The organism is Escherichia sp. E2562, assembly GCF_005781075.1.
In the GTDB taxonomy this organism is placed as follows: domain Bacteria; phylum Pseudomonadota; class Gammaproteobacteria; order Enterobacterales; family Enterobacteriaceae; genus Escherichia.
In genome coordinates, this window is sequence record NZ_VATM01000006.1 from 163,211 (window position 1) to 188,771 (window position 25,561).

Annotated in this window: 29 protein-coding genes; 18 read left to right on the forward strand and 11 right to left on the reverse strand. The window is 49.5% G+C overall.

Annotated elements, in window-relative coordinates:
• The first annotated feature begins 32 nt into the window (after positions 1 to 32).
• Positions 33 to 674: a bifunctional 4-hydroxy-2-oxoglutarate aldolase/2-dehydro-3-deoxy-phosphogluconate aldolase gene (gene kdgA / locus FEK43_RS12370; protein WP_064529269.1), complete on the forward strand. Its 642-nt coding sequence runs from the start codon at positions 33 to 35 to the stop codon at positions 672 to 674.
• Between the two features lie 53 nt (positions 675 to 727).
• Here the strand turns inward: kdgA and purT are convergent, their stop codons facing one another.
• Positions 728 to 1,906 carry a formate-dependent phosphoribosylglycinamide formyltransferase gene (gene purT, locus FEK43_RS12375; RefSeq protein ID WP_135407060.1) on the reverse strand — a complete coding sequence of 393 codons (1,179 nt, stop codon included), beginning with the start codon at positions 1,904 to 1,906 and terminating at the stop codon, positions 728 to 730.
• Positions 1,907 to 2,047: 141 nt separating this feature from the next.
• Between purT and yebG the strand changes: the two genes are divergently transcribed.
• The 4 genes from yebG to ptrB all read left to right on the forward strand — a co-directional run bounded on the left by yebG (position 2,048) and on the right by ptrB (position 5,981).
• Positions 2,048 to 2,338 carry a DNA damage-inducible protein YebG gene (gene yebG / locus FEK43_RS12380; protein WP_130208483.1) on the forward strand — a complete coding sequence of 97 codons (291 nt, stop codon included), beginning with the start codon at positions 2,048 to 2,050 and terminating at the stop codon, positions 2,336 to 2,338.
• 66 nt (positions 2,339 to 2,404) lie between these two features.
• Positions 2,405 to 2,761, forward strand: a complete 357-nt coding sequence (gene yebF / locus FEK43_RS12385) for a protein YebF (protein WP_130208481.1) — start codon at positions 2,405 to 2,407, stop codon at positions 2,759 to 2,761.
• 294 nt (positions 2,762 to 3,055) lie between these two features.
• Entirely contained in the window at positions 3,056 to 3,712 is a 657-nt protein-coding gene (locus tag FEK43_RS12390) for a tellurite resistance TerB family protein (protein ID WP_135407058.1), read from the forward strand.
• 208 nt (positions 3,713 to 3,920) lie between these two features.
• Positions 3,921 to 5,981: an oligopeptidase B gene (gene ptrB, locus FEK43_RS12395; RefSeq protein ID WP_130208477.1), complete on the forward strand. Its 2,061-nt coding sequence runs from the start codon at positions 3,921 to 3,923 to the stop codon at positions 5,979 to 5,981.
• On the opposite strand, the gene exoX is transcribed toward ptrB, so the two are convergent.
• The 3 genes from exoX to holE form a co-directional block, all read right to left on the reverse strand.
• Complete coding sequence (exoX, locus tag FEK43_RS12400; protein WP_130208475.1) at positions 5,978 to 6,640, reverse strand: exodeoxyribonuclease X; 663 nt, start codon at positions 6,638 to 6,640, stop codon at positions 5,978 to 5,980. The genes ptrB and exoX overlap by 4 nt on opposite strands.
• A gap of 24 nt (positions 6,641 to 6,664) precedes the next feature.
• Positions 6,665 to 7,321 carry a carbon-nitrogen hydrolase family protein YobB gene (gene yobB, locus FEK43_RS12405; RefSeq protein ID WP_135407055.1) on the reverse strand — a complete coding sequence of 219 codons (657 nt, stop codon included), beginning with the start codon at positions 7,319 to 7,321 and terminating at the stop codon, positions 6,665 to 6,667.
• 100 nt (positions 7,322 to 7,421) lie between these two features.
• Positions 7,422 to 7,652, reverse strand: coding sequence for a DNA polymerase III subunit theta (gene holE, locus FEK43_RS12410; protein WP_000916758.1), 231 nt, complete (start codon positions 7,650 to 7,652; stop codon positions 7,422 to 7,424).
• A 138-nt stretch (positions 7,653 to 7,790) separates the two neighbouring features.
• On the opposite strand from holE, the gene yobA reads away from it, so the two are divergent.
• The 4 genes from yobA to pphA all read left to right on the forward strand — a co-directional run bounded on the left by yobA (position 7,791) and on the right by pphA (position 10,459).
• Positions 7,791 to 8,165 carry a CopC domain-containing protein YobA gene (gene yobA / locus FEK43_RS12415; RefSeq protein WP_130208471.1) on the forward strand — a complete coding sequence of 125 codons (375 nt, stop codon included), beginning with the start codon at positions 7,791 to 7,793 and terminating at the stop codon, positions 8,163 to 8,165.
• A 3-nt stretch (positions 8,166 to 8,168) separates the two neighbouring features.
• Positions 8,169 to 9,041, forward strand: a complete 873-nt coding sequence (copD, locus tag FEK43_RS12420; protein WP_135407053.1) for a copper homeostasis membrane protein CopD — start codon at positions 8,169 to 8,171, stop codon at positions 9,039 to 9,041.
• A gap of 13 nt (positions 9,042 to 9,054) precedes the next feature.
• On the forward strand, positions 9,055 to 9,396 hold the full coding sequence (locus tag FEK43_RS12425) for a YebY family protein (RefSeq protein ID WP_130208467.1): 342 nt from the start codon (positions 9,055 to 9,057) through the stop codon (positions 9,394 to 9,396).
• A gap of 406 nt (positions 9,397 to 9,802) precedes the next feature.
• Positions 9,803 to 10,459, forward strand: a complete 657-nt coding sequence (pphA, locus tag FEK43_RS12430) for a protein-serine/threonine phosphatase (protein WP_135407048.1) — start codon at positions 9,803 to 9,805, stop codon at positions 10,457 to 10,459.
• On the opposite strand, the gene FEK43_RS12435 is transcribed toward pphA, so the two are convergent.
• The 5 genes from FEK43_RS12435 to yebS form a co-directional block, all read right to left on the reverse strand.
• Entirely contained in the window at positions 10,460 to 10,651 is a 192-nt protein-coding gene (locus FEK43_RS12435) for a YebW family protein (protein WP_130208463.1), read from the reverse strand.
• A 105-nt stretch (positions 10,652 to 10,756) separates the two neighbouring features.
• A complete protein-coding gene (locus tag FEK43_RS12440; protein ID WP_002431586.1) occupies positions 10,757 to 10,993 on the reverse strand; it encodes a YebV family protein in 237 nt (78 codons plus the stop codon).
• 117 nt (positions 10,994 to 11,110) lie between these two features.
• Positions 11,111 to 12,550, reverse strand: a complete 1,440-nt coding sequence (rsmF, locus tag FEK43_RS12445; protein WP_135407046.1) for a 16S rRNA (cytosine(1407)-C(5))-methyltransferase RsmF — start codon at positions 12,548 to 12,550, stop codon at positions 11,111 to 11,113.
• A gap of 79 nt (positions 12,551 to 12,629) precedes the next feature.
• On the reverse strand, positions 12,630 to 15,263 hold the full coding sequence (gene yebT / locus FEK43_RS12450; protein ID WP_131161133.1) for a lipid-binding membrane homeostasis protein YebT: 2,634 nt from the start codon (positions 15,261 to 15,263) through the stop codon (positions 12,630 to 12,632).
• Entirely contained in the window at positions 15,232 to 16,515 is a 1,284-nt protein-coding gene (yebS, locus tag FEK43_RS12455) for a membrane integrity lipid transport subunit YebS (RefSeq protein ID WP_130223519.1), read from the reverse strand. Before yebS ends, yebT begins: the two co-directional genes overlap by 32 nt.
• A gap of 129 nt (positions 16,516 to 16,644) precedes the next feature.
• Between yebS and msrC the strand changes: the two genes are divergently transcribed.
• The 4 genes from msrC (at position 16,645) to htpX (ending at position 21,078) form a co-directional block, all read left to right on the forward strand.
• A complete protein-coding gene (gene msrC, locus FEK43_RS12460) occupies positions 16,645 to 17,142 on the forward strand; it encodes an L-methionine (R)-S-oxide reductase (protein WP_130208455.1) in 498 nt (165 codons plus the stop codon).
• A gap of 96 nt (positions 17,143 to 17,238) precedes the next feature.
• Positions 17,239 to 17,937: an RNA chaperone ProQ gene (gene proQ, locus FEK43_RS12465; RefSeq protein ID WP_000431365.1), complete on the forward strand. Its 699-nt coding sequence runs from the start codon at positions 17,239 to 17,241 to the stop codon at positions 17,935 to 17,937.
• A gap of 19 nt (positions 17,938 to 17,956) precedes the next feature.
• The gene (gene prc, locus FEK43_RS12470; RefSeq protein WP_135407043.1) at positions 17,957 to 20,005 is read left to right on the forward strand and encodes a carboxy terminal-processing peptidase; all 2,049 of its coding nucleotides are present in this window, start codon (positions 17,957 to 17,959) and stop codon (positions 20,003 to 20,005) included.
• A 191-nt stretch (positions 20,006 to 20,196) separates the two neighbouring features.
• Positions 20,197 to 21,078 (forward strand): protease HtpX, encoded by an 882-nt coding sequence (gene htpX / locus FEK43_RS12475; RefSeq protein ID WP_000984517.1) that lies wholly within the window; start codon positions 20,197 to 20,199, stop codon positions 21,076 to 21,078.
• A 47-nt stretch (positions 21,079 to 21,125) separates the two neighbouring features.
• Here htpX and FEK43_RS12480 read toward each other — a convergent pair whose 3' ends face one another.
• Positions 21,126 to 22,499 carry an MFS transporter gene (locus FEK43_RS12480; protein WP_130208451.1) on the reverse strand — a complete coding sequence of 458 codons (1,374 nt, stop codon included), beginning with the start codon at positions 22,497 to 22,499 and terminating at the stop codon, positions 21,126 to 21,128.
• A 176-nt stretch (positions 22,500 to 22,675) separates the two neighbouring features.
• Here FEK43_RS12480 and kdgR point away from each other — a divergent pair, with 176 nt between their 5' ends.
• A complete protein-coding gene (gene kdgR / locus FEK43_RS12485) occupies positions 22,676 to 23,467 on the forward strand; it encodes a DNA-binding transcriptional regulator KdgR (protein WP_096849880.1) in 792 nt (263 codons plus the stop codon).
• 146 nt (positions 23,468 to 23,613) lie between these two features.
• On the opposite strand, the gene FEK43_RS12490 is transcribed toward kdgR, so the two are convergent.
• Positions 23,614 to 23,853, reverse strand: a complete 240-nt coding sequence (locus FEK43_RS12490) for a YobH family protein (RefSeq protein ID WP_130208729.1) — start codon at positions 23,851 to 23,853, stop codon at positions 23,614 to 23,616.
• Positions 23,854 to 24,009: 156 nt separating this feature from the next.
• Here FEK43_RS12490 and mgrB point away from each other — a divergent pair, with 156 nt between their 5' ends.
• The 4 genes from mgrB to cspE all read left to right on the forward strand — a co-directional run bounded on the left by mgrB (position 24,010) and on the right by cspE (position 25,545).
• Complete coding sequence (mgrB, locus tag FEK43_RS12495) at positions 24,010 to 24,153, forward strand: PhoP/PhoQ regulator MgrB (protein WP_130208449.1); 144 nt, start codon at positions 24,010 to 24,012, stop codon at positions 24,151 to 24,153.
• Positions 24,154 to 24,227: 74 nt separating this feature from the next.
• Positions 24,228 to 24,515, forward strand: coding sequence for a YebO family protein (locus FEK43_RS12500; protein ID WP_130208447.1), 288 nt, complete (start codon positions 24,228 to 24,230; stop codon positions 24,513 to 24,515).
• Between the two features lie 664 nt (positions 24,516 to 25,179).
• Positions 25,180 to 25,296 carry a DUF2627 domain-containing protein gene (locus tag FEK43_RS12505; RefSeq protein ID WP_064529246.1) on the forward strand — a complete coding sequence of 39 codons (117 nt, stop codon included), beginning with the start codon at positions 25,180 to 25,182 and terminating at the stop codon, positions 25,294 to 25,296.
• A 39-nt stretch (positions 25,297 to 25,335) separates the two neighbouring features.
• On the forward strand, positions 25,336 to 25,545 hold the full coding sequence (cspE, locus tag FEK43_RS12510) for a transcription antiterminator/RNA stability regulator CspE (RefSeq protein WP_001062678.1): 210 nt from the start codon (positions 25,336 to 25,338) through the stop codon (positions 25,543 to 25,545).
• Positions 25,546 to 25,561 lie beyond the last annotated feature (16 nt).

Below are 25,561 nucleotides of genomic sequence, written 5' to 3' on the forward strand. Positions count from 1 at the left end.
CAAAATTTGTAATCAGGCGAGAGAAAACTCTGATGAAAAACTGGAAAACAAGTGCAGAATCAATCCTGACCACCGGCCCGGTTGTACCGGTTATCGTGGTAAATAAACTGGAACACGCGGTGCCAATGGCAAAAGCGTTGGTTGCTGGTGGGGTGCGCGTTCTGGAAGTGACTCTGCGTACGGCGTGTGCAGTTGATGCTATCCGCGCTATCGCCAAAGAAGTGCCGGAAGCGATTGTGGGTGCCGGTACGGTTCTGAATCCGCAGCAACTGGCAGAAGTAACTGAAGCGGGCGCACAGTTCGCAATCAGCCCAGGTCTGACTGAACCACTGCTGAAAGCGGCGACAGAAGGGACTATTCCTCTGATTCCAGGTATCAGCACTGTTTCCGAACTGATGCTGGGTATGGACTACGGCCTGAAAGAGTTCAAATTCTTCCCGGCAGAAGCTAATGGCGGCGTGAAAGCACTGCAGGCAATTGCGGGTCCGTTCTCTCAGGTTCGTTTCTGCCCGACTGGCGGTATTTCTCCGGCTAACTACCGTGATTACCTGGCGCTGAAAAGCGTACTGTGCATTGGTGGTTCCTGGCTGGTTCCGGCAGATGCGCTGGAAGCAGGCGATTACGACCGCATTACTAAGCTGGCGCGTGAAGCAGTAGAAGGCGCGAAGCTGTAACAGTCAAAATGCCCGATCGTGAATCGGGCATTTTTGTCGCGTTTTTGCCAGATTTAACCTTGTACTTTTACCTGTGCGGCGGCGTGCTTCGCGCGTTCAATCGCTTCATCAACACTTTCTGCTGTAGCCAGCGTAACCCCCAGACGACGGCTACCATCAATTTCCGGCTTACCAAATAAACGAATCTGCAAACCTGCGCCAACGGCCTCCTGCACGTTGTCAAACGTGACATTCTGGCTGGTCAGTTGCGGCAGGATAACGGCTGAAGCGGCAGGACCATACTGGCGAATCCCGCCCACCGGCAGTCCCAGGAAAGCACGCACATGCAGGGCAAACTCAGAAAGATCCTGAGAAATTAACGTCACCATCCCGGTGTCATGCGGGCGAGGGGAGACTTCACTAAAAATCACCTCATCACCACAGACAAACAACTCGACACCAAACAGACCATAACCACCCAGTGCAAGCACCACCTTGCGGGCAATCTCCTGCGCACGTTCGAGGGCCAGTGGGCTCATTTGCTGCGGTTGCCAGGATTCACGATAGTCACCATCTTCCTGGCGATGACCTACAGGCGCACAGAAATGAACACCATCCACCGCGCTGACGGTCAGCAGGGTAATTTCGAAATCAAACTTAACGACGCCTTCAACAATCACGCGACCCGCTCCGGCGCGACCACCTTGCTGGGCGTACTCCCATGCCTGAGCCAGTTGTTCGGCAGAGCGAATAAACGTCTGTCCCTTGCCGGAAGAACTCATCACCGGTTTAACAATGCAGGGATAGCCAATGGCGGCGACCGCATCGCGGAAAAGGTCTTCGCTATCAGCAAAACGATAAGTTGAAGTGGGAAGCTGAAGCTCTTCCGCCGCCAGACGACGGATACCTTCGCGGTTCATCGTCAATTGTGTTGCACGCGCGCAGGGGACAACATTTAGCCCTTCCTCTTCAAGCTGGATCAGCATATCGGTAGCAATAGCTTCGATCTCCGGCACGATATAATGTGGTTTTTCCAGTTCAACAACACGGCGCAATGCGTCGCCATCCAGCATATTAATGACATGGGCGCGATGCGCGACATGCATGGCGGGCGCGTCGGCATAGCGATCGACCGCAATCACCTCTACGCCGAGGCGTTGGCATTCGATAGCCACTTCTTTACCCAGTTCACCGGAGCCCAATAACATCACGCGAGTTGCTGCCGGACGCAGCGCAGTGCCTAATAACGTCATAACGAATATCCCCTGATTAATTCCGCGTGAAGTATAAACGAAAACGTTTGCGCGTGTCTTTATTGCTTGATTGCCTGCGTTGATTTCTCGACTGAAAAGAAATATACTGTATAAAATTACAGTTATGATGAGAGGCTGCAAATGGCGGTTGAAATTAAATACGTGGTCATTCGTGAGGGCGAAGAGAAGATGTCGTTTACCAGCAAAAAGGAAGCCGATGCTTATGACAAAATGCTCGATACAGCGGATCTACTCGACACATGGTTGGCGAATTCTCCGGTGACAATGGAAGACGAGCAGCGTGAGGCGCTTTCTTTGTGGTTGGCGGAACAGAAAGATGTGCTTAGTACCATTCTGAAAACCGGTAAATTACCTTCTCCTCAGGTGGTTGATACTGACACGGATGGGGAAGGTGAAACCCACGCCGCCTGAAGCAACTTGCGCTCCTGATAATTTGTACCATGCTTTCTCCTGAATCATTGTGCTATGGAGAAAAACATGAAAAAAAGAGGAGCGTTGTTGGGGCTGTTGTTGGTTTCCGCCTGTACATCAGTTTTCGCTGCCAATAACGAAACCAGCAAGTCGGTAACTTTCCCCAAATGTGAAGGTTTAGATGCAGCCGGAATCGCTGCGAGTGTAAAACGTGATTATCAGCAAAACCGCGTGGCGCGCTGGGCAGACGATCAAAAAATCGTCGGTCAGGCCGATCCGGTGGCGTGGGTTAGTTTGCAGGACATTCAGGGGAAAGATGATAAATGGTCGGTACCGCTGACCGTGCGTGGTAAAAGTGCCGATATTCATTATCTGGTTAATGTGGATTGTAAAGCGGGAATGGCGGAATATCAGCGGCGCTAATGGCTTCTGATAATTCGGCTGACCGTTGGCGGATGCGGCGCGAGCGCCTTATCCGCCCAACAATGTACCAGCCCCCACAAGCCTGATAAGAAGCGCCAGGTTCGCATCAGGCAATTACAATCAAATCTACAAGTTTCAAATTAATCACATCACCCGGCACCTTACATGACGTGAATTTCCTGTGAGGACTGCCTCCCGTCCCGCTTATTTGCGCATCTTTTGTCTCTATATACACTTTCTGACATCCTCATTCGCTATGCTGTTGCCATTAAAATAGTGAATCGAGGAGTAAATATGGCTAACTGGTTAAATCAACTGCAATCCCTTCTTGGGCAAAGCAGCGCTTCCTCTTCGTCTACAGATCAGGGATTGGGCAAACTTTTAGTACCCGGCGCATTAGGCGGGTTGGCAGGACTGCTGGTTGCCAATAAATCAGCACGTAAACTATTAACGAAATACGGTACAAACGCGTTGCTGGTTGGCGGCGGAGCGGTCGCTGGTACAGTACTGTGGAACAAATACAAAGATAAAATTCGTGCGGCGCATCAGAACGAACCGCAATACGGCACCCAAAGTACGCCGCTGGATGAACGTACAGAACGTTTAATCCTCGCCCTGGTTTTTGCTGCCAAAAGCGATGGTCATATCGATAGTAAAGAACGCGCGGCTATCGACCAGCAATTGCGTGAAGCTGGTGTTGAAGAGCAGGGGCGTGTACTTATCGAACAGGCAATCGAGCAACCATTGGATCCGCAGCGCCTGGCCCAGGGGGTTCGCAACGAAGAAGAGGCACTGGAGATCTATTTCCTGAGCTGTGCGGCTATTGATATTGACCATTTTATGGAGCGCAGTTACCTGAATGCACTGGGGGATGCGCTGAAAATTCCCCAGGAAGTCCGTGAAGGAATTGAACGCGATCTCGAACAGCAAAAACGCACTTTGTCTGAATAATATCTCACTCCGTATAGCCTGATATGCCTGTTTATCGGGCTATACAAAACCGCACAGCTATTTGAGCGAATTAATTTTCGCTGGCGACATCCTTTCGATTTTCACACCATTACCTGTCATCATCTATACAATGACCGCCCTGTTTCGCTTGCATCCCGGGTGAGTTTTGCCACCCTTATAAGATGTTTCAACCAGAAAGAACAATAACATGCTACCAAAAGCCGCCCGCATCCCCCATGCCATGACGCTTCATGGCGACACGCGCATCGATAATTACTACTGGCTGCGGGACGACACACGCTCGCAGCCGGAAGTGCTGGATTACCTGCAACAAGAAAATAGCTACGGTCATCAGGTCATGGCGTCGCAACAAGCTTTGCAGGATCGGATATTAAAAGAAATCATTGACCGCATACCGCAAAGAGAAGTCTCTGCACCTTACGTCAAAAATGGCTATCGCTACCGGCAAATTTATGAACCTGGTTGTGAATATGCAATCTACCAGCGTCAGTCGGCGTTCAGTGAAGAGTGGGACGAATGGGAGACTCTGCTCGATGCGAACAAACGGGCGGCGCACAGTGAATTTTATTCAATGGGCGGAATGGCGATTACGCCCGATAACACGATTATGGCACTTGCAGAAGATTTTCTTTCCCGACGCCAGTACGGTATCCGTTTTCGCAATCTGGAAACGGGCAACTGGTATCCCGAACTGTTGGATAACGTGGAACCCAGCTTTGTCTGGGCGAATGACTCCTGGACATTTTATTATGTTCGCAAGCATCCAGTGACGTTGTTGCCGTATCAGGTCTGGCGGCATGCCATTGGCACTCCAGCATCTGAAGACAAACTGATTTACGAAGAAAAAGACGATACCTTTTACGTCAGCCTACATAAAACGACGTCGAAACACTATGTGGTTATTCATCTTGCCAGCGCTACTACCAGTGAAGTTCGGCTGCTGGATGCAGAGCTGGCCGATGCCGAGCCGTTTGTCTTTTTACCGCGTCGCAAAGATCACGAATACAGTCTTGATCACTACCAGCATCGGTTTTATCTGCGCTCCAACCGCAACGGCAAAAATTTTGGCTTATACCGTACCCGTATGCGTGATGAGCAAGAGTGGGAAGAGTTAATCCCACCGCGCGATAACATCATGCTCGAAGGCTTTACGCTGTTTACTGACTGGTTGGTGGTTGAAGAGCGTCAGCGTGGGTTAACCAGTCTGCGGCAAATCAACCGCAAAACGCGGGAGGTTATCGGCATTGCCTTTGATGATCCGGCTTACGTTACCTGGATTGCCTATAACCCGGAACCTGAAACCTCACGATTGCGTTATGGCTATTCCTCCATGACTACGCCAGATACATTGTTTGAACTGGATATGGATACTGGAGAGCGTCGGGTATTAAAACAAACGGAAGTCCCCGGTTTCGATGCGGCGAATTACCGCAGCGAACACTTGTGGATCACTGCCCGTGATGGCGTCGAAGTGCCTGTTTCGCTGGTCTATCATCGCAAGCATTTCCAGAAAGGCCACAACCCGCTGCTGGTATATGGATATGGCTCTTACGGCGCAAGCATTGATGCCGATTTTAGTTTTAGCCGCCTGAGTTTGTTGGATCGCGGTTTTGTCTACGCCATTGTCCATGTCCGTGGTGGCGGCGAACTGGGGCAGCAATGGTACGAAGACGGTAAATTCCTGAAAAAGAAAAATACCTTTAATGACTATCTCGATGCCTGCGACGCATTGTTAAAACTGGGCTACGGTTCACCTTCACTCTGTTATGCGATGGGGGGCAGTGCTGGCGGTATGTTGATGGGCGTTGCAATTAATGAGCGCCCCGAGTTATTCCACGGCGTGATTGCCCAGGTACCGTTTGTTGATGTTGTAACAACGATGCTTGATGAGTCGATTCCTCTTACTACCGGCGAATTTGAAGAGTGGGGAAATCCGCAGGATCCGCAATATTATGAGTATATGAAAAGCTACAGCCCGTATGACAATGTCACGGCTCAGGCTTATCCGCATCTGCTGGTAACGACCGGATTACACGATTCACAGGTGCAATACTGGGAACCGGCAAAATGGGTGGCTAAGCTGCGCGAGCTTAAAACTGATAACCATCTATTATTGCTTTGTACCGACATGGATTCAGGGCATGGCGGTAAATCCGGACGTTTTAAATCCTACGAAGGTGTGGCGATGGAATATGCTTTTCTGATAGCCCTGGCGCAGGGGACATTACCAGGCCAATCAGCGGGTTAAACACTCTCCAGATAATGCTTCAAGGTTAAACGTAACTCCGGGCTCATACTGTCAAGGTTGTTAAACAACCAGCGCAGATAGCCCGGATCGCGCTTTGCAACGTCTGATACGGCTTTACCGCGATACTTGCCAAACGTGAACGTCGTCAACAACGACGGCCGCCCGGTGATATCCGCCATCTGCTCCGCCGTCCAGCCTGATGTGTTCATAATATCGATAAGCAGGGCTGCGGTAATATAGCAATCATACAGCGCGCGGTGGTGATGCAGACCCGATGGTGTCTGGACATTCAGCTTGCGCGATTTATACAGTGCCATATTGCTGTACTTGATTCCTGGCCACAAACGACGAGCCAGTTTCATGGTGCAAATCCACTCACCGGGCATTTCTGGCAATACCCGGCGGTCAAAACTGGCATTGTGGGCGACATACCATTCGCTACCGTAATAGTGCGGGATAACTTCTTCAATCCACGGTTTGTCGGCAACCATGGACTCTGTGATACGGTGAATCGCCATGGCTTGTGGACTGATGGGACGGTCGGGACGCACCAGGTGGCTCATAGGGTTGACGATTTTCCCGTTAACAACATCAACAGAGGCAATTTCAACGATCCCTCCCTGCAAACCGCAGGTTTCTGTATCGATAATGCGCAACATGGTCATGCTCCAGGAAGAAAACGCCTAGCGTAATGGAATGATATCGCCTTGCCAACCCTGCGAAGAGCGCTGACCAACCAACAAAAGAGAACCGCGATCGGCGCGGACAATAAGGCGGCCATGTTCATCCCATAGCGCGCTGTTCCCGCGGGCGTTCGCCATTAGCACAGCGATGGAGTATTGATGTGAGAAAAACTCTAAGCGTCGGGTCGATGCCAACAGGTCAGGTTCACCGATGCATTGCCCGGTTGTAAAGAGTGAACAACTCGGGTCCATATCAATACCTTCCGGTTGGCCATCCACTACAGTGATGGTTTCGGAACGTTGACCCAGGCATGCACCATGACTTTGATGATAAATTCCTGGCGTTTTCATCCAGGGGGCGAATACTGCAATACCGCGAATAAACCGCTCATTATATTCAACGGGAAGGCCAGCAATAATGGTCATTCGCGAGGTTGTTGCTGCATAACAAAGCGGGTCTAAAAGCGAGAGATCGGGCGGAGACGGAAGCGGACGACGTTTGTAATCGCATCCCAGTAGAGAAAGTGAGGGAAAAACCAACAGTTCGCACTGGTGCTTGGCGGCAGCCCTCACGAACTCCAGATGATGGGCTACCTGTTCAGTGAGTGAAGCATTACGAGGCTCATATTGTGCTGCTGCAACTTTCCAGTACGACATGATGACTTCCTTTTCATAGTGTCTGCGAATAATGGCGTGTATGAGAAAATACTTATAATTTAGCAGCCACCATGTAAGAAAGTGTAACTTAATATAAGGTTTATTTAAGTTTGGGCTCGTAAGGTAAACGTGACAGATTTACAGAGGCGAGACGGTGGGCGATAAGGCGCTCACGAAACCAGCCACGCAAGTGCTCCGGTTGTTCACGTTCAACCGCTTCAGCAATCACCGGCATATTGTACCGTTCTTTAAATGCCACTCCGGCAGCGGCCAGATCGACATTTACTTTATCCATTTCAGTTTGATCCAGTTTGGCCAGATTCTTCAGCATACGGTGTCTCCTCGTTAATTGCGGGCAAAAGTTACTAAGAGTCAGCCAGGATGGCAAGCCTGAATTGATGATCCTCGACTCTCTCATTAGACAAGGTTATGCTCTGTAAAAAACTCATTACAAAAAGGAATAGATAATATGGTTTCAACTGCGCGTTCTCTTCGTTATACACTGGCAATAATTGCCGGTTCGCTGGCGGCCCCTTCCGTCTGGGCTCATGCGCACCTGACTCACCAGTATCCTGCGGCGAATGCGGCGGTCACCGCTGCCCCACAGGCCATTACTTTAAATTTCTCTGAAGGTATTGAACCTGGATTCAGTGGGGCCAAAATCATCGGCCCGAAGAATGAAAATGTTAAAACATTACCCGCGAAACGTAATGAACAAGACAAAAAGCAATTGATCGTTCCGCTTGCCGATGCCCTGAATCCCGGAAGTTATACCGTTGACTGGCATGTTGTTTCGGTGGACGGACATAAAACCAAAGGGCAGTACACCTTTACAGTGAAATAAAGCATGCTAGCGCTTACCTGGGTCACACTGCGATTTATCCATTTTATCTCTCTGATGCTGGTTTTTGGCTTCGCGATGTACGGGGCATGGTTGGCACCAGTGACGATTCGTCGATTATTGACGAAGCGTTTTTTGCGTTTACAACAGCACGCAGCCGCATGGAGTTTGATCAGTGCCGCAGCGATGTTCGCCGTTCAGGGTGGGTTGATGGGGGCGGGATGGCCAGATGTCGTTTCGCTGAGCATCTGGCAGTCGGTGTTACAAACGCACTTCGGAGGCGTCTGGATCTGGCAAATCGTTCTCGCTCTCGTTACGTTGACCGTCGTTCTGATGCAACCACGGAATATGTTGCGGTTACTGTTCATGCTGACTACCGCGCAATTTATCCTGATGGCGGGTATGGGACACGCGACATTAAATGAAGGATTAACCGCAAAAATTCATCAGACCAATCATGCCGTACATCTTATCTGTGCTGCAGCATGGTTTGGAGGGCTACTGCCGGTTGTCTGGTGTATGCGGCTGGTGAAAGGGCGCTGGAGACGCCCGGCCATTCATGCGCTGATGCGTTTTTCCTGGTGCGGACATTTTGCTGTCATTGGCGTGCTAGTGAGTGGTGTGCTCAATGCATTACTCATCACGGGATTTCCCCCCACGCTTGCCTCTTACTGGGGCCAGCTCTTATTGCTCAAAGTCATACTGGTTATGATTATGGTGGTTATCGCGCTGGCAAATCGTTATGTTCTGGTCCCGAGAATGCGGCATGATGAAGTCCGGGCTGTTCCCTGGTTTGTATGGATGACTCAACTCGAATGGGCGATAGGCGCGGTGGTACTGGTGATTATCAGCCTGCTAGCGACTCTGGAACCGTTTTGATGGATTACGATAAATGATGAAAAAAAGTATATTGGCGTTTTTGTTGCTCACCAGTTCCACTGCGGCGCTGGCGGCTCCTCAGGTAATTACCGTCAGCCGTTTTGAAATTGGCAAAGACAAATGGGCGTTTAATCGCGAAGAAGTGATGTTGACATGCCGACCAGGTAATGCGCTGTATGTCATTAACCCCAGCACCCTGGTGCAATACCCTTTGAACGATGTTGCGCAAAAAGAGGTTTCCAGTGGGAAGACTAAGGCCCAGCCTATTTCAGTGATCCAGATTGAAGATCCCAACAAACCCGGTGAAAAAATGAGCCTGATGCCATTTATAGAACGAGCTGAAAAACTTTGCTGATTACCTGAATTAGTCTTTTGATTTGCCAAAAAAAACGCCCAGGATCTTTTATCAGATCGGGCGTTTTTTTACTTTTAAAACGATGATTAAGACGCTTTTTTCTGACCACTTTTCGTGTGGACTGGAAAACCTGGCGTCGTCATCTATTCTTAAAGGGCTAGGCAACTAAGCCTGCATTAATGCCAACTTTTAGCGCACGGCTCTCTCCCAAGAGCCATTTCCCTGGACCGAATACAGGAATCGTATTCGGTCTCTTTTTATCTATTAAGCCAGCGGATGAATACATCACTGTTTTCCCTGTGCTGACTTCACAATCAACCATAACACACACTCTACTGCTTCAGTCCAGCCTTTTTTAACATTTATGTTAAAATAATGTGACCTTCTGCGCGGGAGTAAAAAATTGATGAAAGAGGCAGGCCGCACCTATCAGAAAATTGATGGCAGCCATTGGCGACATATCTGGTTGGTGGGGGATATTCATGGCTGCCTTGGGCTACTGCGTATCAAATTATGGCATTGCCGTTTTGACCCGTGGCAAGACTTATTGATCTCGGTAGGTGATGTTATTGATCGTGGTCCGGAGAGTTTGCGTTGTCTTCAACTACTGGAGCAACGCTGGGTCAGAGCGGTAAGAGGCAATCATGAGCAGATGGCGATAGATGCACTGGCCGCGCAGCAGATGTCTTTATGGTATATGAACGGTGGCGACTGGTTTGCTGCGCTGGCAGATAAGCAACAGAAGCAAGCAGAAAGGGCGCTTAGCAAATGCCAGCATTTGCCTTTTATTCTTGAATTAAACAGTCGCACTGGCAAACACGTTATTGCCCATGCTGATTATCCTGACGACGTTTATCAATGGCAAAAGGACGTCGATTTGCACCAGGTATTGTGGAGTCGTTCGCGATTACGTGAAGGCCAAAAAGGGCAGGGAATTACCGGTGCTGACCATTTCTGGTTTGGTCATACGCCGTTACCTCATCGAGTAGATATTGGAAACTTGCATTATATAGACACTGGCGCCGTCTTCGGAGGGACACTCACCGTGGAACAACTCCAGTAATTAAAAGTCACTGTACTCCTGCGCGGGCCGCCAGAACCCATCAATAAAATCCTCAACAGGAAAGCAGCCGCCGTGGCGGATCCGTTGATCGTCCATTGAGTAGACGCACTGCTGTTCCGTGTTGTAAACATCAACAACAATATCTTCACAGCCAGCGTCCAGATAGCAAACAAAAAGTACCAGCGCGAACATTTCATCCTCGAAGTGTGGTGCCGTACCGTTAAGTTTAGGAGAGGATTTTACTTCGGGGAAATAACCAGAATAAATAACCCGTCATGCCGACGGGTTCTTTTTGGATCAGGCAAGACGCATAATCCAGGCATCAGACTTTTGATCGTAGCGGGTACGGTACAGGACAGAGTGTTCGCCGTTTAGTAGAGCTGGAATGCTGGTTTCGGCGTCCCAGGCATCAAGTTGCATACATAAATCGGGGTCAGATTTACAAGGAATTGTTAATGTTCGATCACCTGGCGATTCGCCGTGTAACTCGCCGTCATCGATTTCAAAAGCGCCTATGCGCACACTGGTTTTCATCTTCGTGCTCTCCATTTATCTGCCGGTTGTGGTACGACCAGTCCGATCGCACCATTTTTCAGCGTAGTTGAGGCAGGCGAATGTGCCAGTCAAAAAGTGCGCTTTTTTTGTGCGCTATCAGGCGTTACCGGTAAAAAGTTTCCCATCGCGCACCAGTTCACGCGGGTAACTGTTTTTCAGTCGCGAGCCAATACGTTTGGCTAAACCTATTGGCTGATGCTGGAAGGTTACCAGCACATCATCCGTAGTTGGCACGGTTTGCGGGTAAACATCGCGCCCGCGATACCACTCTTCCGCTTCCTGAGGCGTCAGTTCGAAAGCGTTCGTATGGTTGGGGGAGGCCAGGGCAATAACCGCTTCATGCTGCCAGCGATAACCTTTGTTATGCGTTTCAGCAAGCTTAATTCCCAGACGGGAAAATCGGACTTTACCGATCAGGGCTTCAATACCCGCAGGGAACAGCCAGAGTTCTTTATCGCGCTGCCAGAGGTGCAGATTTTCATCCCACTGTAAGCCAACGGCAGTCGCCGCCTGGCGAATTTGTGCGGCTTCGCGATCTTTGATTGGGCTAAACGGGAAATTACCCACTTTGTATTTCGGTGCGGGTAAGGCGGGAATCGACTGTGTTTTGCGTAACCGGGCAACGAAGAAGCCTTCGCAGTCGTAAATTTGCGGGAAAACGTGCAAAAAGCCTTCTTCGGTGAGTGCCTTGTCCGCACCAGGGAAGAGATCGCCCAGCGGTAAAAACTCTACTGCATCGGGGTAAGTCTCTTTCAGCCACAAGCAAACGGCTTCGTTTTCTTCCTTGTTTAAGGTACAGGTCGAGTAAACCAGCGTACCGCCAGGGCGTAATGCATGAAAGGCACTGTCGATCAGTTCCCGTTGGGTGGCAGCAATTTCCTGATTGCTTTCTGGTGACCAGTTTTTCAGTGCGTCGGGATCTTTACGCACCACCCCTTCGCCAGAGCAGGGGGCGTCCAGTAAAATGGCATCGAACATTTCTGGTAACGCCGCACCAAAGACGCGGCCATCAAAATGAGTCAGAGAGACGTTACGGATACCGCAGCGACTGATATTGGCATGTAACACTTTTACCCGGCTGGCGGAAAATTCATTGGCAAGAATCGCCCCTTCGTTATTCATGCGAGCGGCAATTTGTGTGGTTTTTGAACCAGGCGCGGCGGCGACATCCATCACCCGCTGTGGGGTATTATCGTCGGCAAACAATGCGGCAACGGGCAACATTGAACTGGCTTCCTGAATATAAAACAGGCCGCTTAAATGCTCGGCGGTACTGCCCAACGGCAAGGTTTCTTCATCATCGCGTTCAATCCAGAAACCTTCTTCACACCACGGAATCGGCGTTAGCGTCCAGCCGTAAGGGGCGGTTAATTGCAGGAAATCAGCAACGGAGATTTTCAGGGTATTTACGCGAATGCTGCGGCGCAACGGGCGCAGACAGGCGGCGAGAAAATCATCAAAAGAGAGCGTCGAAGGCATGGCTTCGCGCATTTGTGTCAGAAAGGCGTCCGGGAAATAAACGGTGTGTTGGGCCACGAGCATGTACCACTGGCAAAAAAACAGGCGCGCAGTTTAGCATAAACGCTCCGGCGCAGGCACGCCGGAGCAATGTGGCTTATCGGGGGAGTGCTGTTCCCCATTCACGCCACTCTTTCGGTTCACTTTCCTGCAACAGGAAGTGTTTGCCTTCCTGGGCTTTCGGTGCCAGCGGTGTACCTGGAGGCGTGGCGAAGGCGATACCCCCACGGATAAACTGGTTAAAGGTACCGGTTTTCACCACGCCGCCCGTCAGACCGAAGTCCAGACTGTAGCCCGAAGCTAGCCAGAAGACGGAATTGTTACGTACCAGGTGCTGGTAACGTTTACTGATGCGCATCGCAATCATCACGCGATCTGACAATGTCCCCAGCGTCATTCCGGTGACTGTACCTACTTCCAGACCACGGAACAGTACTGGCGTACCAACACCTAACGAACCGGCTTCCGGCGCTTCAACAATAATGCTTAAGCCATCAAGGTAACGCGAATCAGTAATGGTAGCTTCTTGCAATTCAAAGTCACGGCGAGGATTACCCCGACCTGGTTCGACGTTGATATACGGCTGGAGGATCGTATCAAGATGCTCAACGCCTGCTGCCGAAATTTGCGGTGTGACCACTGAGAAGCGTGTACCACCGCGCGCAAAGGTCTGGACATATTCAGGATAGAGCACCGCCTTTGCCTGTACTTCATTGCGCGCGGTGATCAGATCCAGAGTCTGGATTTGCCCGATATCAATACCGAGATAGCGAATTGGCATACCGACCGCCAGTTTTCCGGCATCGAAAGCGTGGAGCGTAATCTGCCCGCCAACCGCACGAGCCGCTGTTTCGGAAGCATACAAAATCCGCTTATCGCCTTTACGTTGGCTGGCGCTGGCACCGCTGAGATTATCGAAGCTGATGGCTCCCTTTAACGCCCGCGAAAGCGGTGACGCCTGAACGGTCAGGCCGCTGCCGTTAAGTTGAACTTTCGCGCCACCTTCAGCCCAGAACACGCTGTTGCTGGTCAGCAGGTTGCGATATTCCGGTTTAATGTGCAGATCGATATCGAACGCATTGGCCCGTGGACGTACGGTAATCACTTCACCGACCTCAAATTTACGGTACAGCACTACCGACCCTGCCTGCACATCCGGCAGTGTCTCCGCACTTAAACTCACGGTCGTGGTAGGTAAATCGCTAAGACTATTTTCGAGGGCTTTTTCCAGATTGGCGTACAGTGGGTAACTGGTTTTCATCTCACCTTTGTCGCCTGGCAGAATACGGATCCCGCCGTTGAGCCATTCTGAGGCGCTGGCACCGAGAAACTCGACACCATCCAGACCCACTTTCACGTCGACACGACTATTAACGACAAATTTGCTGTCGCCTTTTACCAGTTCGCGATGCTGGGGTTCGATAGCGACGGTAAATGTCACGCCTTTGCTGGTGAGTTTACGGTCGATAACCTGACCTACCTGTACGCCGTGAAGAATGAGCGGCTGACCGGCATCAATTCCATAGCTTTCTGGTGCTGTCAGGGTTAGCGTCAGAACATCGGGTTCATGCAGTAAAGCTTTCTCGCCAGGCACAACGACAAACTCTTTGCGTGGTTCGCCATCACCCGGTACCAGTTCGAACGTTTTGCCGGTCAGCAGGGCGCTGAGATTGGCATCGCTGAGGGATAACTTCGGGTTACGTAATTCGATGCGGGTGTTTTCACGAAGCAGAGTGACGACGCTGGGATCAACGGTCATTTCTCCGGTGACTTTGCCACCTGGGTTTAAATTCAGTTTGGTCAGTTGCCCGACTTCCAGTCCCTGGTACATGAGCGGCGTTGAATCGGCGTTTAATCCGGCTCCACCTGGTAGATCCAGCTTTATGATCACCCCACGCTGGCTGTGGGCGAGATCCTCATACAGACCAAAGGTATCTTCCGGATCGGCAGGTTTCGACTCTTCTGGTGAATCGAAGGCAATCGCACCGTTAACCAGGGCAGCCAGACTTTCCAGTTTTACCTTCGCGCCACTGATACTGACATTGGCATCAACGCCGGAAACGTTCCAGAAGCGGCTGCCTTTTTTCACCAAATCGGTGAAACGCCGCTCAATCAGGACATCAATCACCACGCCTTGCTTATTGGGATTGATTGCATAGTCATAGACGCGTCCCACCGGAATTTTACGGAAATAGACCAGCGAACCGCTGTTCAATGAACCGAGATCGGGGGCTTGCAGGTGGATCATCAGATCACCATTATCCAGCCGATACTTTGGCTGGGTATCGAGCGCCACAAAGTGATCCTGCTCTTTACCTTTACCCGGCATCATGCCGATATAGTTACCGCCGACCAGCGCATCCAGCCCGGAAACACCTGCCAGTGAGGCTTTCGGCGTCACCAGCCAGAACTGTGTCTCTTCGCGCAGGGCATCTTTCATATCGGACTTGATGCTGACCTTGACTTCAATCTTTCGTAGATCGTCGCTGAGGCTGACATCCTGCACCGTGCCGACTTCAACGCCCTGATAACGAACAGGCGTGCGACCCGGAACAATGCCGTCTGCCGACATAAAGTCGATGGTGACGGTATTGCCTCTATCCTGATAACTACCCCAAATCAGCCAACCGGCAATCATTAGCGCGATGAACGGCAACAGCCAGAAAGGTGAGATACGGCGTTTAGTTTTAATTTGCGCTTCAGTCGTCGAAGCGGGCGTTTCCTGACTCATGTGCATCCCAAAGTAAGCGACTGTCCAGCCATTCCACAGCAAGAATAGTCAAAATAACCGCTGCGCCGAAATAAAACGCAGCGGGTCCCATAGTAAAAGCGAGGATCTGATCGCGATTAATCAGCGACATGGTTAATGAAATGACAAACAGATCGAGCATCGACCAGCGGCCAATCCAGGTCACCATCCGCAATAGCAAAATCCGCGTGCGTAAGCCTTGCTGGCATTTAAAATGAATGCTTACCAGTAAAGTAAACATGACGATCACTTTGGTGAACGGCACCAGGATACTGGCGATAAAAACAATGCCGGCAACTGCAATATTGCTGTTCGCCAGCGACATAATTCCGGAAAGAATCGTATCTTCTTGTCGTCCACCGTTCAGGTAGATGATCGAAATAGGCAGCAGGTTGGCAGGTAACAACAAGACAATTGAAGCCAAAAGAGCAGCCCAGCATTTTTGAATACTATGATGGCGACGCAAGCGAAGTGGGATATGGCAACGGGGACAACGACCGCGCGGATCGGGATAGCCGGTAAAGTGACAACCCAGGCAAACGCGTAATTTCTCGTCCCTACGCGTGGCAGGGCGCTGCGGATAAAATCGCTCCCACAGCTGTTCAACATTAAGATGTGACAACGTCACCGTTGTTAAAATCACCAGCGCGAAAAAAGAGAATAGCCCGACGCCCGCCTGGATATGGGCGTAATCCTGTACCTTTATAGAAGCAACGCCAATGCCGACCAGATAGATATCCAGCATTACCCACTCTTTTAGTCGCTCCAGCATCAGCAACACCGGGCGTAAATTCATTCCCAGCCGATTGCCAAACCATAAATAAGCAATAGAGGTCACCAGTATGAGAGGTGCACCTATAACGCAGAAAAACACCATTGCGCCGGTTATCGCATCGCCCTGTTTGGTCATTTGCCAGATGCCTTGCATTACATTGGCGTCGATACGGATACCTAACAGCCAGATATGTAATAGAGGTTCGCCCCAGGCAAACGGCATAAGCAACAACATAGTAAAAGCCATTGCAGCCAGCCTTGTGAGCGACCAGTCACGCCCATCGCGAATTTTCGCCTGACAGCGCGGGCAATAGGCACTCTGGTGAGAATTTATCTCGGGCAGGCTAAACAGCATGTCACATTGCGGGCAACGCTGATAATCACCACGCGGTAGTTCCTCGCCAATTGCGCTCACTGTTATCTTTTTTGTCGGCGTAATTTGTGGGGTGTTAAGAGCCATGACATGCCAAATGTGATAAGAATTAACATTTATCTTAACCCATGATGGGAATGATCTTGAGCATTAACGCATTTAATGCTTATTTTAATAGGCTGGCAGTTCCAGGTAAGACAACTAAGTGATTATATAATGAACAAAACAGAATTTTACGCGGACTTAAACCGCGACTTTAATGCGTTGATGGCGGGAGAAACCAGTTTTCTGGCAACGCTGGCGAATACCAGTGCTTTGTTATACGAGCGTCTGACTGACGTAAACTGGGCTGGGTTTTATTTACTTGAGGACGATACGCTGGTACTCGGGCCGTTTCAGGGCAAAATTGCCTGCGTACGGATCCCGGTAGGGCGTGGCGTGTGTGGCACTGCAGTTGCCCGCAATGAAGTACAGCGAATCGAGGATGTTCACGCCTTTGATGGGCATATCGCCTGTGATGCGGCGAGTAATTCTGAAATCGTTCTGCCGTTGGTGGTGAAAAATCAGATTATTGGCGTTCTCGATATCGACAGTACTGTCTTCGGTCGCTTTACAGACGAGGACGAGCAAGGCTTACGTCAGCTTGTGGCACAGCTTGAAAAGGTGCTTGCAACGACGGATTACAAAAAATTCTTTGCGAGCGTCGCAGGATAATCAACGGATAACGTAGCATTTACTGATGACGTCATTATAATGACGCCTGTTCATGCCTGCGCTTGTTGGCTACGTCCGTTGTAATCAGGAAATTTCATGGAAAATCAACCTAAGTTGAATAGCAGTAAAGAAGTAATCGCGTTTCTGGCCGAACGTTTTCCCCACTGTTTCAGTGCGGAAGGTGAAGCGCGTCCGCTGAAAATCGGTATTTTTCAGGATTTGGTCGATCGCGTTGCTGGGGAAATGAACCTTAGCAAAACGCAACTGCGATCCGCTTTACGTCTCTACACTTCGAGCTGGCGCTATCTGTATGGCGTTAAACCAGGCGCGACGCGTGTCGATCTCGACGGCAACCCATGCGGTGAGCTGGACGAGCAGCATGTAGAACATGCTCGCAAGCAGCTTGAAGAAGCGAAAGCGCGCGTCCAGGCGCAGCGTGCCGAACAGCAGGCGAAAAAACGCGAAGCTGCCGCAGCTGCAGGTGAGAAAGAAGACGCACCACGCCGCGAACGCAAGCCACGTCCTGCCGCGCAACGCCGTAAAGAAGGCGCCGAGCGCAAACCTCGCGCGCAGAAACCGGCTGAGAAAGCGCCAAAAACAGTAAAAGCACCTCGCGAAGAACAGCACACCCCAGTTTCTGACATTTCAGCTCTGACTGTCGGACAAGCCCTGAAGGTGAAAGCTGGTCAAAATGCGATGGATGCCACCGTATTAGAAATCACCAAAGACGGCGTCCGCGTCCAGCTGAATTCGGGTATGTCTTTGATTGTGCGCGCAGAACACCTGGTGTTCTGAAACGGAGGCCGGGCCAGGCATGAACATGTTTTTTAGGCTTACCGCGTTAGCTGGCCTGCTTGCAATAGCAGGCCAGACCTTCGCAGTAGAAGATATTACGCGTGCTGATCAGATTCCGGTATTAAAGGAAGAGACGCAGCATGCGACGGTGAGTGAGCGCGTAACGTCGCGCTTTACCCGCTCCCATTATCGCCAGTTCGACCTCGATCAGGCATTCTCGGCCAAAATCTTTGACCGCTACCTGAACCTGCTTGATTACAGCCACAATGTGCTGCTGGCAAGCGATGTTGAACAGTTCGCGAAAAAGAAAAATGAGCTGGGCGATGAACTGCGCTCCGGTAAACTTGACGTTTTCTACGATCTTTACAATCTGGCGCAAAAACGCCGTTTTGAACGTTACCAGTACGCCTTATCGGTACTGGAAAAACCGATGGATTTTACCGGCAACGACACTTATAACCTGGACCGCAGCAAAGCGCCCTGGCCGAAAAACGAGGCCGAGTTGAACGCGCTGTGGGACAGCAAAGTCAAATTCGACGAGTTAAGTCTGAAGCTGACAGGAAAAACGGATAAAGAAATTCGTGAAACCCTGACTCGGCGCTACAAATTTGCCATTCGCCGACTGGCGCAAACTAACAGTGAAGATGTGTTCTCGCTGGCAATGACAGCGTTTGCGCGCGAAATTGATCCGCATACCAACTACCTTTCCCCGCGTAATACCGAACAGTTCAATACTGAAATGAGCTTGTCGTTGGAAGGTATTGGTGCGGTGCTGCAAATGGATGATGACTACACCGTTATCAATTCGATGGTGGCAGGTGGCCCGGCAGCGAAGAGTAAAGCTATCAGCGTTGGTGACAAAATTGTCGGTGTTGGTCAAACCGGCAAGCCGATGGTTGACGTGATTGGCTGGCGTCTTGATGATGTCGTCGCCTTAATCAAAGGGCCGAAAGGCAGTAAAGTTCGTTTAGAAATTTTACCTGCCGGTAAAGGGACTAAAACTCGTACGGTAACACTGACGCGTGAACGCATTCGTCTGGAAGACCGCGCAGTTAAAATGTCCGTGAAGACCGTCGGCAAAGAAAAAGTGGGCGTACTGGATATTCCAGGCTTCTATGTTGGCTTGACAGACGATGTCAAAGTTCAGTTGCAGAAGCTGGAAAAACAGAATGTCAGCAGCGTCGTCATCGACCTGCGTAGCAATGGCGGCGGGGCGCTGACCGAGGCAGTATCGCTCTCTGGTTTGTTCATTCCTTCCGGTCCGATTGTTCAGGTCCGTGATAACAATGGTAAAGTCCGCGAGGACAGTGATACCGACGGCCAGGTGTTCTATAAAGGCCCGCTGGTGGTATTGGTTGACCGATTCAGTGCTTCGGCTTCAGAAATCTTTGCCGCCGCGATGCAGGATTACGGTCGCGCGCTGGTTGTGGGCGAACCAACATTCGGCAAAGGCACTGTCCAGCAGTATCGTTCTCTGAATCGTATCTACGATCAGATGTTACGTCCTGAATGGCTGGCGCTGGGGTCAGTGCAGTATACAATCCAGAAATTCTATCGCGTTAACGGTGGCAGTACCCAACGTAAGGGGGTGACGCCTGATATCATCATGCCGACGGGCAATGAAGAGACGGAAACGGGAGAGAAATTCGAAGATAACGCGCTGCCGTGGGATAGCATTGATGCTGCAACCTATGTGAAATCAGGCGATTTATCGGCGTTTGAGCCGGAATTGCTGAAGGAACATAATGCGCGCATCGCGAAGGATCCTGAATTCCAGAACATCATGAAGGATATTGCTCGTTTCAATGCCATGAAGGACAAACGCAATATTGTTTCTCTGAATTACGCTGTGCGTGAGAAAGAGAACAATGAAGATGATGCGATGCGTCTGGCGCGCTTGAACGATCGCTTTAAACGCGAAGGCAAACCGGAGTTAAAGAAACTGGATGATTTGCCAAAAGATTACAAGGAGCCAGATCCGTATCTGGACGAGACAGTGAATATCGCACTCGATCTGGCGAAGCTGGAAAAATCCAGACCAGCGGAACAGCCCGCTCCCGTCAAGTAACATCAATCAGGCACAAGAAATTGTGCCTGATTTTTTAACAGTGGCAAGATGCCGTAAATCAGATGCTACAAAATGTAAAGTTGTGTCTTTCTGGTGACTTACGCTCTATCCAGACTTGAAAATAGTCGCGTAACCCATACGATGTGGGTATCGCATATTGCGTTTTGTTAAACTGAGGTAAAAAGAAAATTATGATGCGAATCGCGCTCTTCCTGCTAACGAACCTGGCCGTCATGGTCGTTTTCGGGCTGGTACTGAGCCTGACAGGGATACAGTCGAGCAGCGTTCAGGGGCTGATGATTATGGCCTTGCTGTTCGGTTTTGGTGGTTCCTTCGTTTCGCTTCTGATGTCCAAATGGATGGCATTACGATCTGTTGGCGGGGAAGTGATCGAGCAACCGCGTAACGAAAGGGAACGTTGGCTGGTCAATACTGTAGCAACCCAGGCCCGTCAGGCGGGGATTGCTATGCCGCAAGTAGCTATCTACCATGCGCCGGATATCAACGCCTTTGCGACAGGTGCTCGTCGTGATGCCTCTCTGGTTGCTGTCAGCACCGGTTTGCTGCAGAACATGAGCCCGGATGAAGCCGAGGCGGTAATTGCCCACGAAATTAGCCACATTGCGAATGGTGACATGGTTACCATGACGCTGATTCAGGGCGTGGTAAACACCTTCGTTATCTTTATTTCACGTATTCTGGCGCAGCTTGCCGCGGGCTTTATGGGCGGTAACCGTGATGAAGGTGAAGAGAGCAACGGCAACCCGCTGATCTACTTTGCGGTTGCGACGGTGCTGGAGCTGGTATTTGGTATTCTGGCGAGCATTATCACCATGTGGTTCTCGCGTCACCGTGAATTCCATGCCGATGCAGGTTCAGCCAAACTGGTTGGTCGTGAGAAAATGATTGCTGCGCTGCAGCGTCTGAAAACCAGCTATGAGCCGCAGGAAGCAACCAGCATGATGGCTTTTTGTATCAATGGTAAGTCCAAATCGCTGAGTGAGCTGTTCATGACTCACCCGCCGCTGGATAAACGTATTGAAGCCCTGCGTACCGGTGAATACCTGAAGTAATTTGCAGTAAATTATAAAAAAGCGCGTCCTGGTTGACGCGCTTTTTTTTAGCCTTGTGCGCGCGGTTGGGTAATGCGTAAACCACTGACACAGGCGGCGATCACTGCCAGAATAGCCGCAGCCGTCAGCGAGACGTGCGTACCATTATCACCAAACTGATTCAACATCAGCGCCACCAGAGCTGCACCGCTACTCTGACCAAGCAGACGCGCTGTACCCAACATTCCACTGGCACCACCGCTACGCTCACGCGGGGCGGAGGTAATAATGGTGTGATTATTGGGGGACTGGAATAACCCAAAGCCTGCACCGCATAAGATCATCGGCCAGATGATATTGATATCGGCAGGCGAAGCTGGCAACAGGACCAGAGAAAAAAGTCCCGCGGCCATGATGAACAGCCCTAAAGCACCAAGCAATCCTGCATGGACGCGCTCTATCAAATAACCTGCCAGCGGAGCCATTACCATCGTTGCCAACGGCCACGGGGTCAGGAGCAAACCTGTCTCAACTTCACTACGTCCAAGTACGGTTTGCAAATAAAAAGGCAGGGAAACCATCGCCAGCATTTGCGCGCAGAAAGAACAAATGGAGGTACAAATTGATAGTGTAAACAGCGGAATACGCAGTAAATCCACCGGTAGCAGTGGAACAGGAAGGGAAAGCTGGCGGCGAATAAAGAAAATACCAACAATAATCATTACCGCCAGTTCAGCACCGATCAGCGTCAGTGATTGCCCCTGAGCAAAACCACTCAATGCAGTAATAAGCAGGCCAAATGTCAGCGCATTCATCACGGCGCTGGGCAGGTCAAACCGCGGCTTACTGGCACGAGAACCATTTGGCGGCAGAAAACGCATTGCCAAGAGTAGGGCGATAATACCCAACGGTACGTTAATTAAAAATAACCACTTCCAGGACGCAATTGAAAGAATTGCGGCGGCGATCGTCGGCCCGGCAGCGGAGGAGACGGCGACGATAAAAGAGTTAATTCCCATCCCTCGCCCCAGAAAACGTTGTGGGTAGATTAAGCGGATGAGTGCAGTATTGACGCTCATTAACGCCGCGCCGCCAAAACCTTGTATTACACGCGCCAGGGTTAGCATTTGCAGTGAATCAGAAAGAGCGCAGAACAACGATGAGAGCAGAAAAACCACCAGACCGAATTTATAAATTCGTCGATAGCCAAACATATCGCCCAAAAAAGAGAACGAGAGTAAGGAGATAACAATCGCGATTTGGTAGGCATTCACCACCCAGATGGAACTGGCTGGTGTGGCGTGGAGATCGGTTGCAATGGTTGGCAAGGCGACATTAGCGATAGCGCCGTCGAGAACCGCCATCGAAATACCAATAATAATGGTTAATATTGCGCCGTACCGCTGAGGCAACGGCAGGCCATCGGCCTGAACTTTTGGCATAGGAATTTTATATCTTTTGGTAATAATCAACAGGGGTATGATTTTAGCACTGATATTCACGGTGAATGTCGCAGAATTGTAACTAACCGGCAAAAGATGGATTGCGACCACCCTGGCGCGAAATTATAATAAAAAACAGTTCTAATTTTTATAAAACACTCGCAATGAGGTGATAAATGGCTAACGCAGATCTGGATAAACAACCTGATTCTGTATCTTCCGTACTGAAGGTTTTTGGCATTTTGCAGGCGCTGGGCGAAGAGCGCGAAATAGGGATAACCGAGCTGTCACAGCGCGTCATGATGTCAAAAAGCACCGTTTATCGCTTTTTACAGACCATGAAAACCTTGGGCTATGTCGCGCAGGAAGGGGAGTCGGAGAAATACTCTCTGACCCTGAAATTATTTGAGCTGGGCGCTCGTGCGCTACAAAACGTCGATCTTATTCGCAGTGCTGATATCCAGATGCGTGAGATCTCCCGTTTGACCAAAGAAACCATTCATCTTGGCGCACTGGATGAAGACAGTATCGTTTACATCCACAAAATTGACTCTATGTACAATTTGCGCATGTATTCACGGATTGGCCGTCGTAATCCGCTGTACAGCACTGCGATTGGTAAGGTGCTGCTGGCATGGCGCGATCGCGATGAAGTGAAGCAAATTCTTGAGGGCGTGGAATATAAACGCAGCACCGATCGGACCATCACTAGCACAGAGGCGTTATTACCCGTGTTAGATCAGGTCCGTGAGCAGGGATACGGCGAAGATAACGAAGAGCAGGAAGAAGGGCTGCGCTGCATCGCCGTTCCGGTGTTTGACCGCTTTGGCGTGGTGATTGCCGGCTTGAGTATTTCCTTCCCGACGCTGCGTTTTTCTGAAGAACGTTTGCAGGAGTATGTGGCCATGTTGCATACGGCAGCGCGCAAAATATCCGCACAAATGGGGTATCACGACTATCCATTCTGATTAAAATAAGAACCTGTCTGCATAAAATTCAGACAGGTTCTTCATTTAGCGTGGATTAAATAATGTTAATAGTGATATCGTTCGAGCAGAAGATGAAAGTACTTTATATCCATTAGTTTTGATGTGGATATTTGTACCGTTATCTATCAATCATTATCGACGACGATATTGCTTTTACGTAGCAGCGGGCAATCTGTAATCCCCAAAAATCCACTTTTAGTATGAAGATATTGCACCGTGCTTGTGCTTCGGGCGGTGAGATATGTGCATTGCAGCCCTAACCCGGCAGCATTTTCCTTGCTTCCAATCAGAACGCCATATCCGCTGAGTAATAATCCTGTCCATACCAGTGCTATCAAGATAATTGTGCGAATGATGAATCGCATTACGACCTCTTCTCTTTTTGTTTGCTTAATCGTAGCGGCAATATGGACTGAAGCAAGCGTATCATTCCGAAAAAGCACGAATATCGACATGGTTAGACGTTGTTTAACTAACGCATGATAGTTTAAAGGCAGAAGATAGGTTAAACGGAGATTGGAGTGAAAAAGTTTCGATGGGTCGTTCTGGTTGCCGCTGTGCTGGCTTTCTTGCTGCTATGGATGCAGGTATTCAACATAATGTGCGATCAGGATGTGCAATTTTTCAGCGGAATTTGTGCCATCAATCAGTTCATCCCATGGTGATATCATTTTTTCATCAGTAGATTTCCTTCCTGCGTAGCAGTGGTAAAATGGCGCCTCTACTTAGAGGTGGTTAAATGAACGAAGTTGTAAATTCAGGCGTGATGAACATTGCGTCTTTGGTTGTATCGGTAGTAGTTCTTATTATTGGGCTCATCTTGTGGTTTTTCATCAACCGTGCCAGTTCCCGGACTAACGAACAGATTGAACTGCTTGAGGCATTGCTGGATCAGCAAAAACGGCAGAATGTACTGTTACGCCGCTTGTGCGAAGCTAACGAACCTGAAAAAGCCGATGAAAAGGTTACTGAGAACCAAAAAACGGGTGAAGATGAAGATATTATTCGTCTGGTAGCAGAACGGTAATCCTTCCTGCAATTTGAGTAACCCTGTGTTGATGGGTTACTCATCTCATCATTCTTACATGCACTATAATGATGCAATTGATTAAAATTAATCCTTTATTGGATTTTGATTATTTTCTCTGTTATTTATTCATTTATTTTGACATCAGAAAAAGTTATTTTTTGTACTTGCTGATTGGGATGTTTGCATCGGAATATTGATTAATTACAGCATTGTTTATAAGCGAAACGTTTCTCTTCTCATTTTTTATCATTCATCATTTTTTCTTATTTTACATTATTAATATGCTTTGAATATGGCATCGGCATTGCATCTATGTATGTTGTTAACTGACTGTTTTATGAGATAAAGTTATATAACACTTTATCATTACATAGTATAAAAAGTGATATCACACACATTGTGGAATTAAATTGTATTTCTGAACTGGAAGATTAGAACTTATTGAACTATGTTAGAAACCACATCAGTTCAGGCATCTGTTTGTACTGGTATGCTTAAGTGTCTCGATATATCGACACGCAGTTCGTTGCATAAATGTGCAAAAAAAGTGGAAGGCGCATCGAGATTTGTGCAGCTGATCGAGACATGTTTAAAAATGGCTTGCCATAATTAACGTTGTATGTGATAACAGCTTTGGGTTAAACGAGGTACAGTTCTGTTTATGTGTGGCATTTTCAGTAAAGAAGTCCTGAGTAAACACGTTGTCGTTGAATACCGCTTCTCTGCCGAACCTTATATTAGTGCCTCAAGCAGTAATGTGTCAGTTTTATCTCTGTAATGCCTGCGGGCGAAGAAAACAATCTAAGGAATTTTTCAAATGGCAAAGATTAAAGGTCAGGTTAAGTGGTTCAACGAGTCTAAAGGTTTTGGCTTCATTACTCCGGCTGATGGCAGCAAAGATGTGTTCGTACACTTCTCCGCTATCCAGGGTAATGGCTTCAAAACTCTGGCCGAAGGCCAGAACGTTGAGTTCGAAATTCAGGACGGCCAGAAAGGTCCGGCAGCTGTTAACGTAACCGCTATCTGATCGAATTCACTGATCT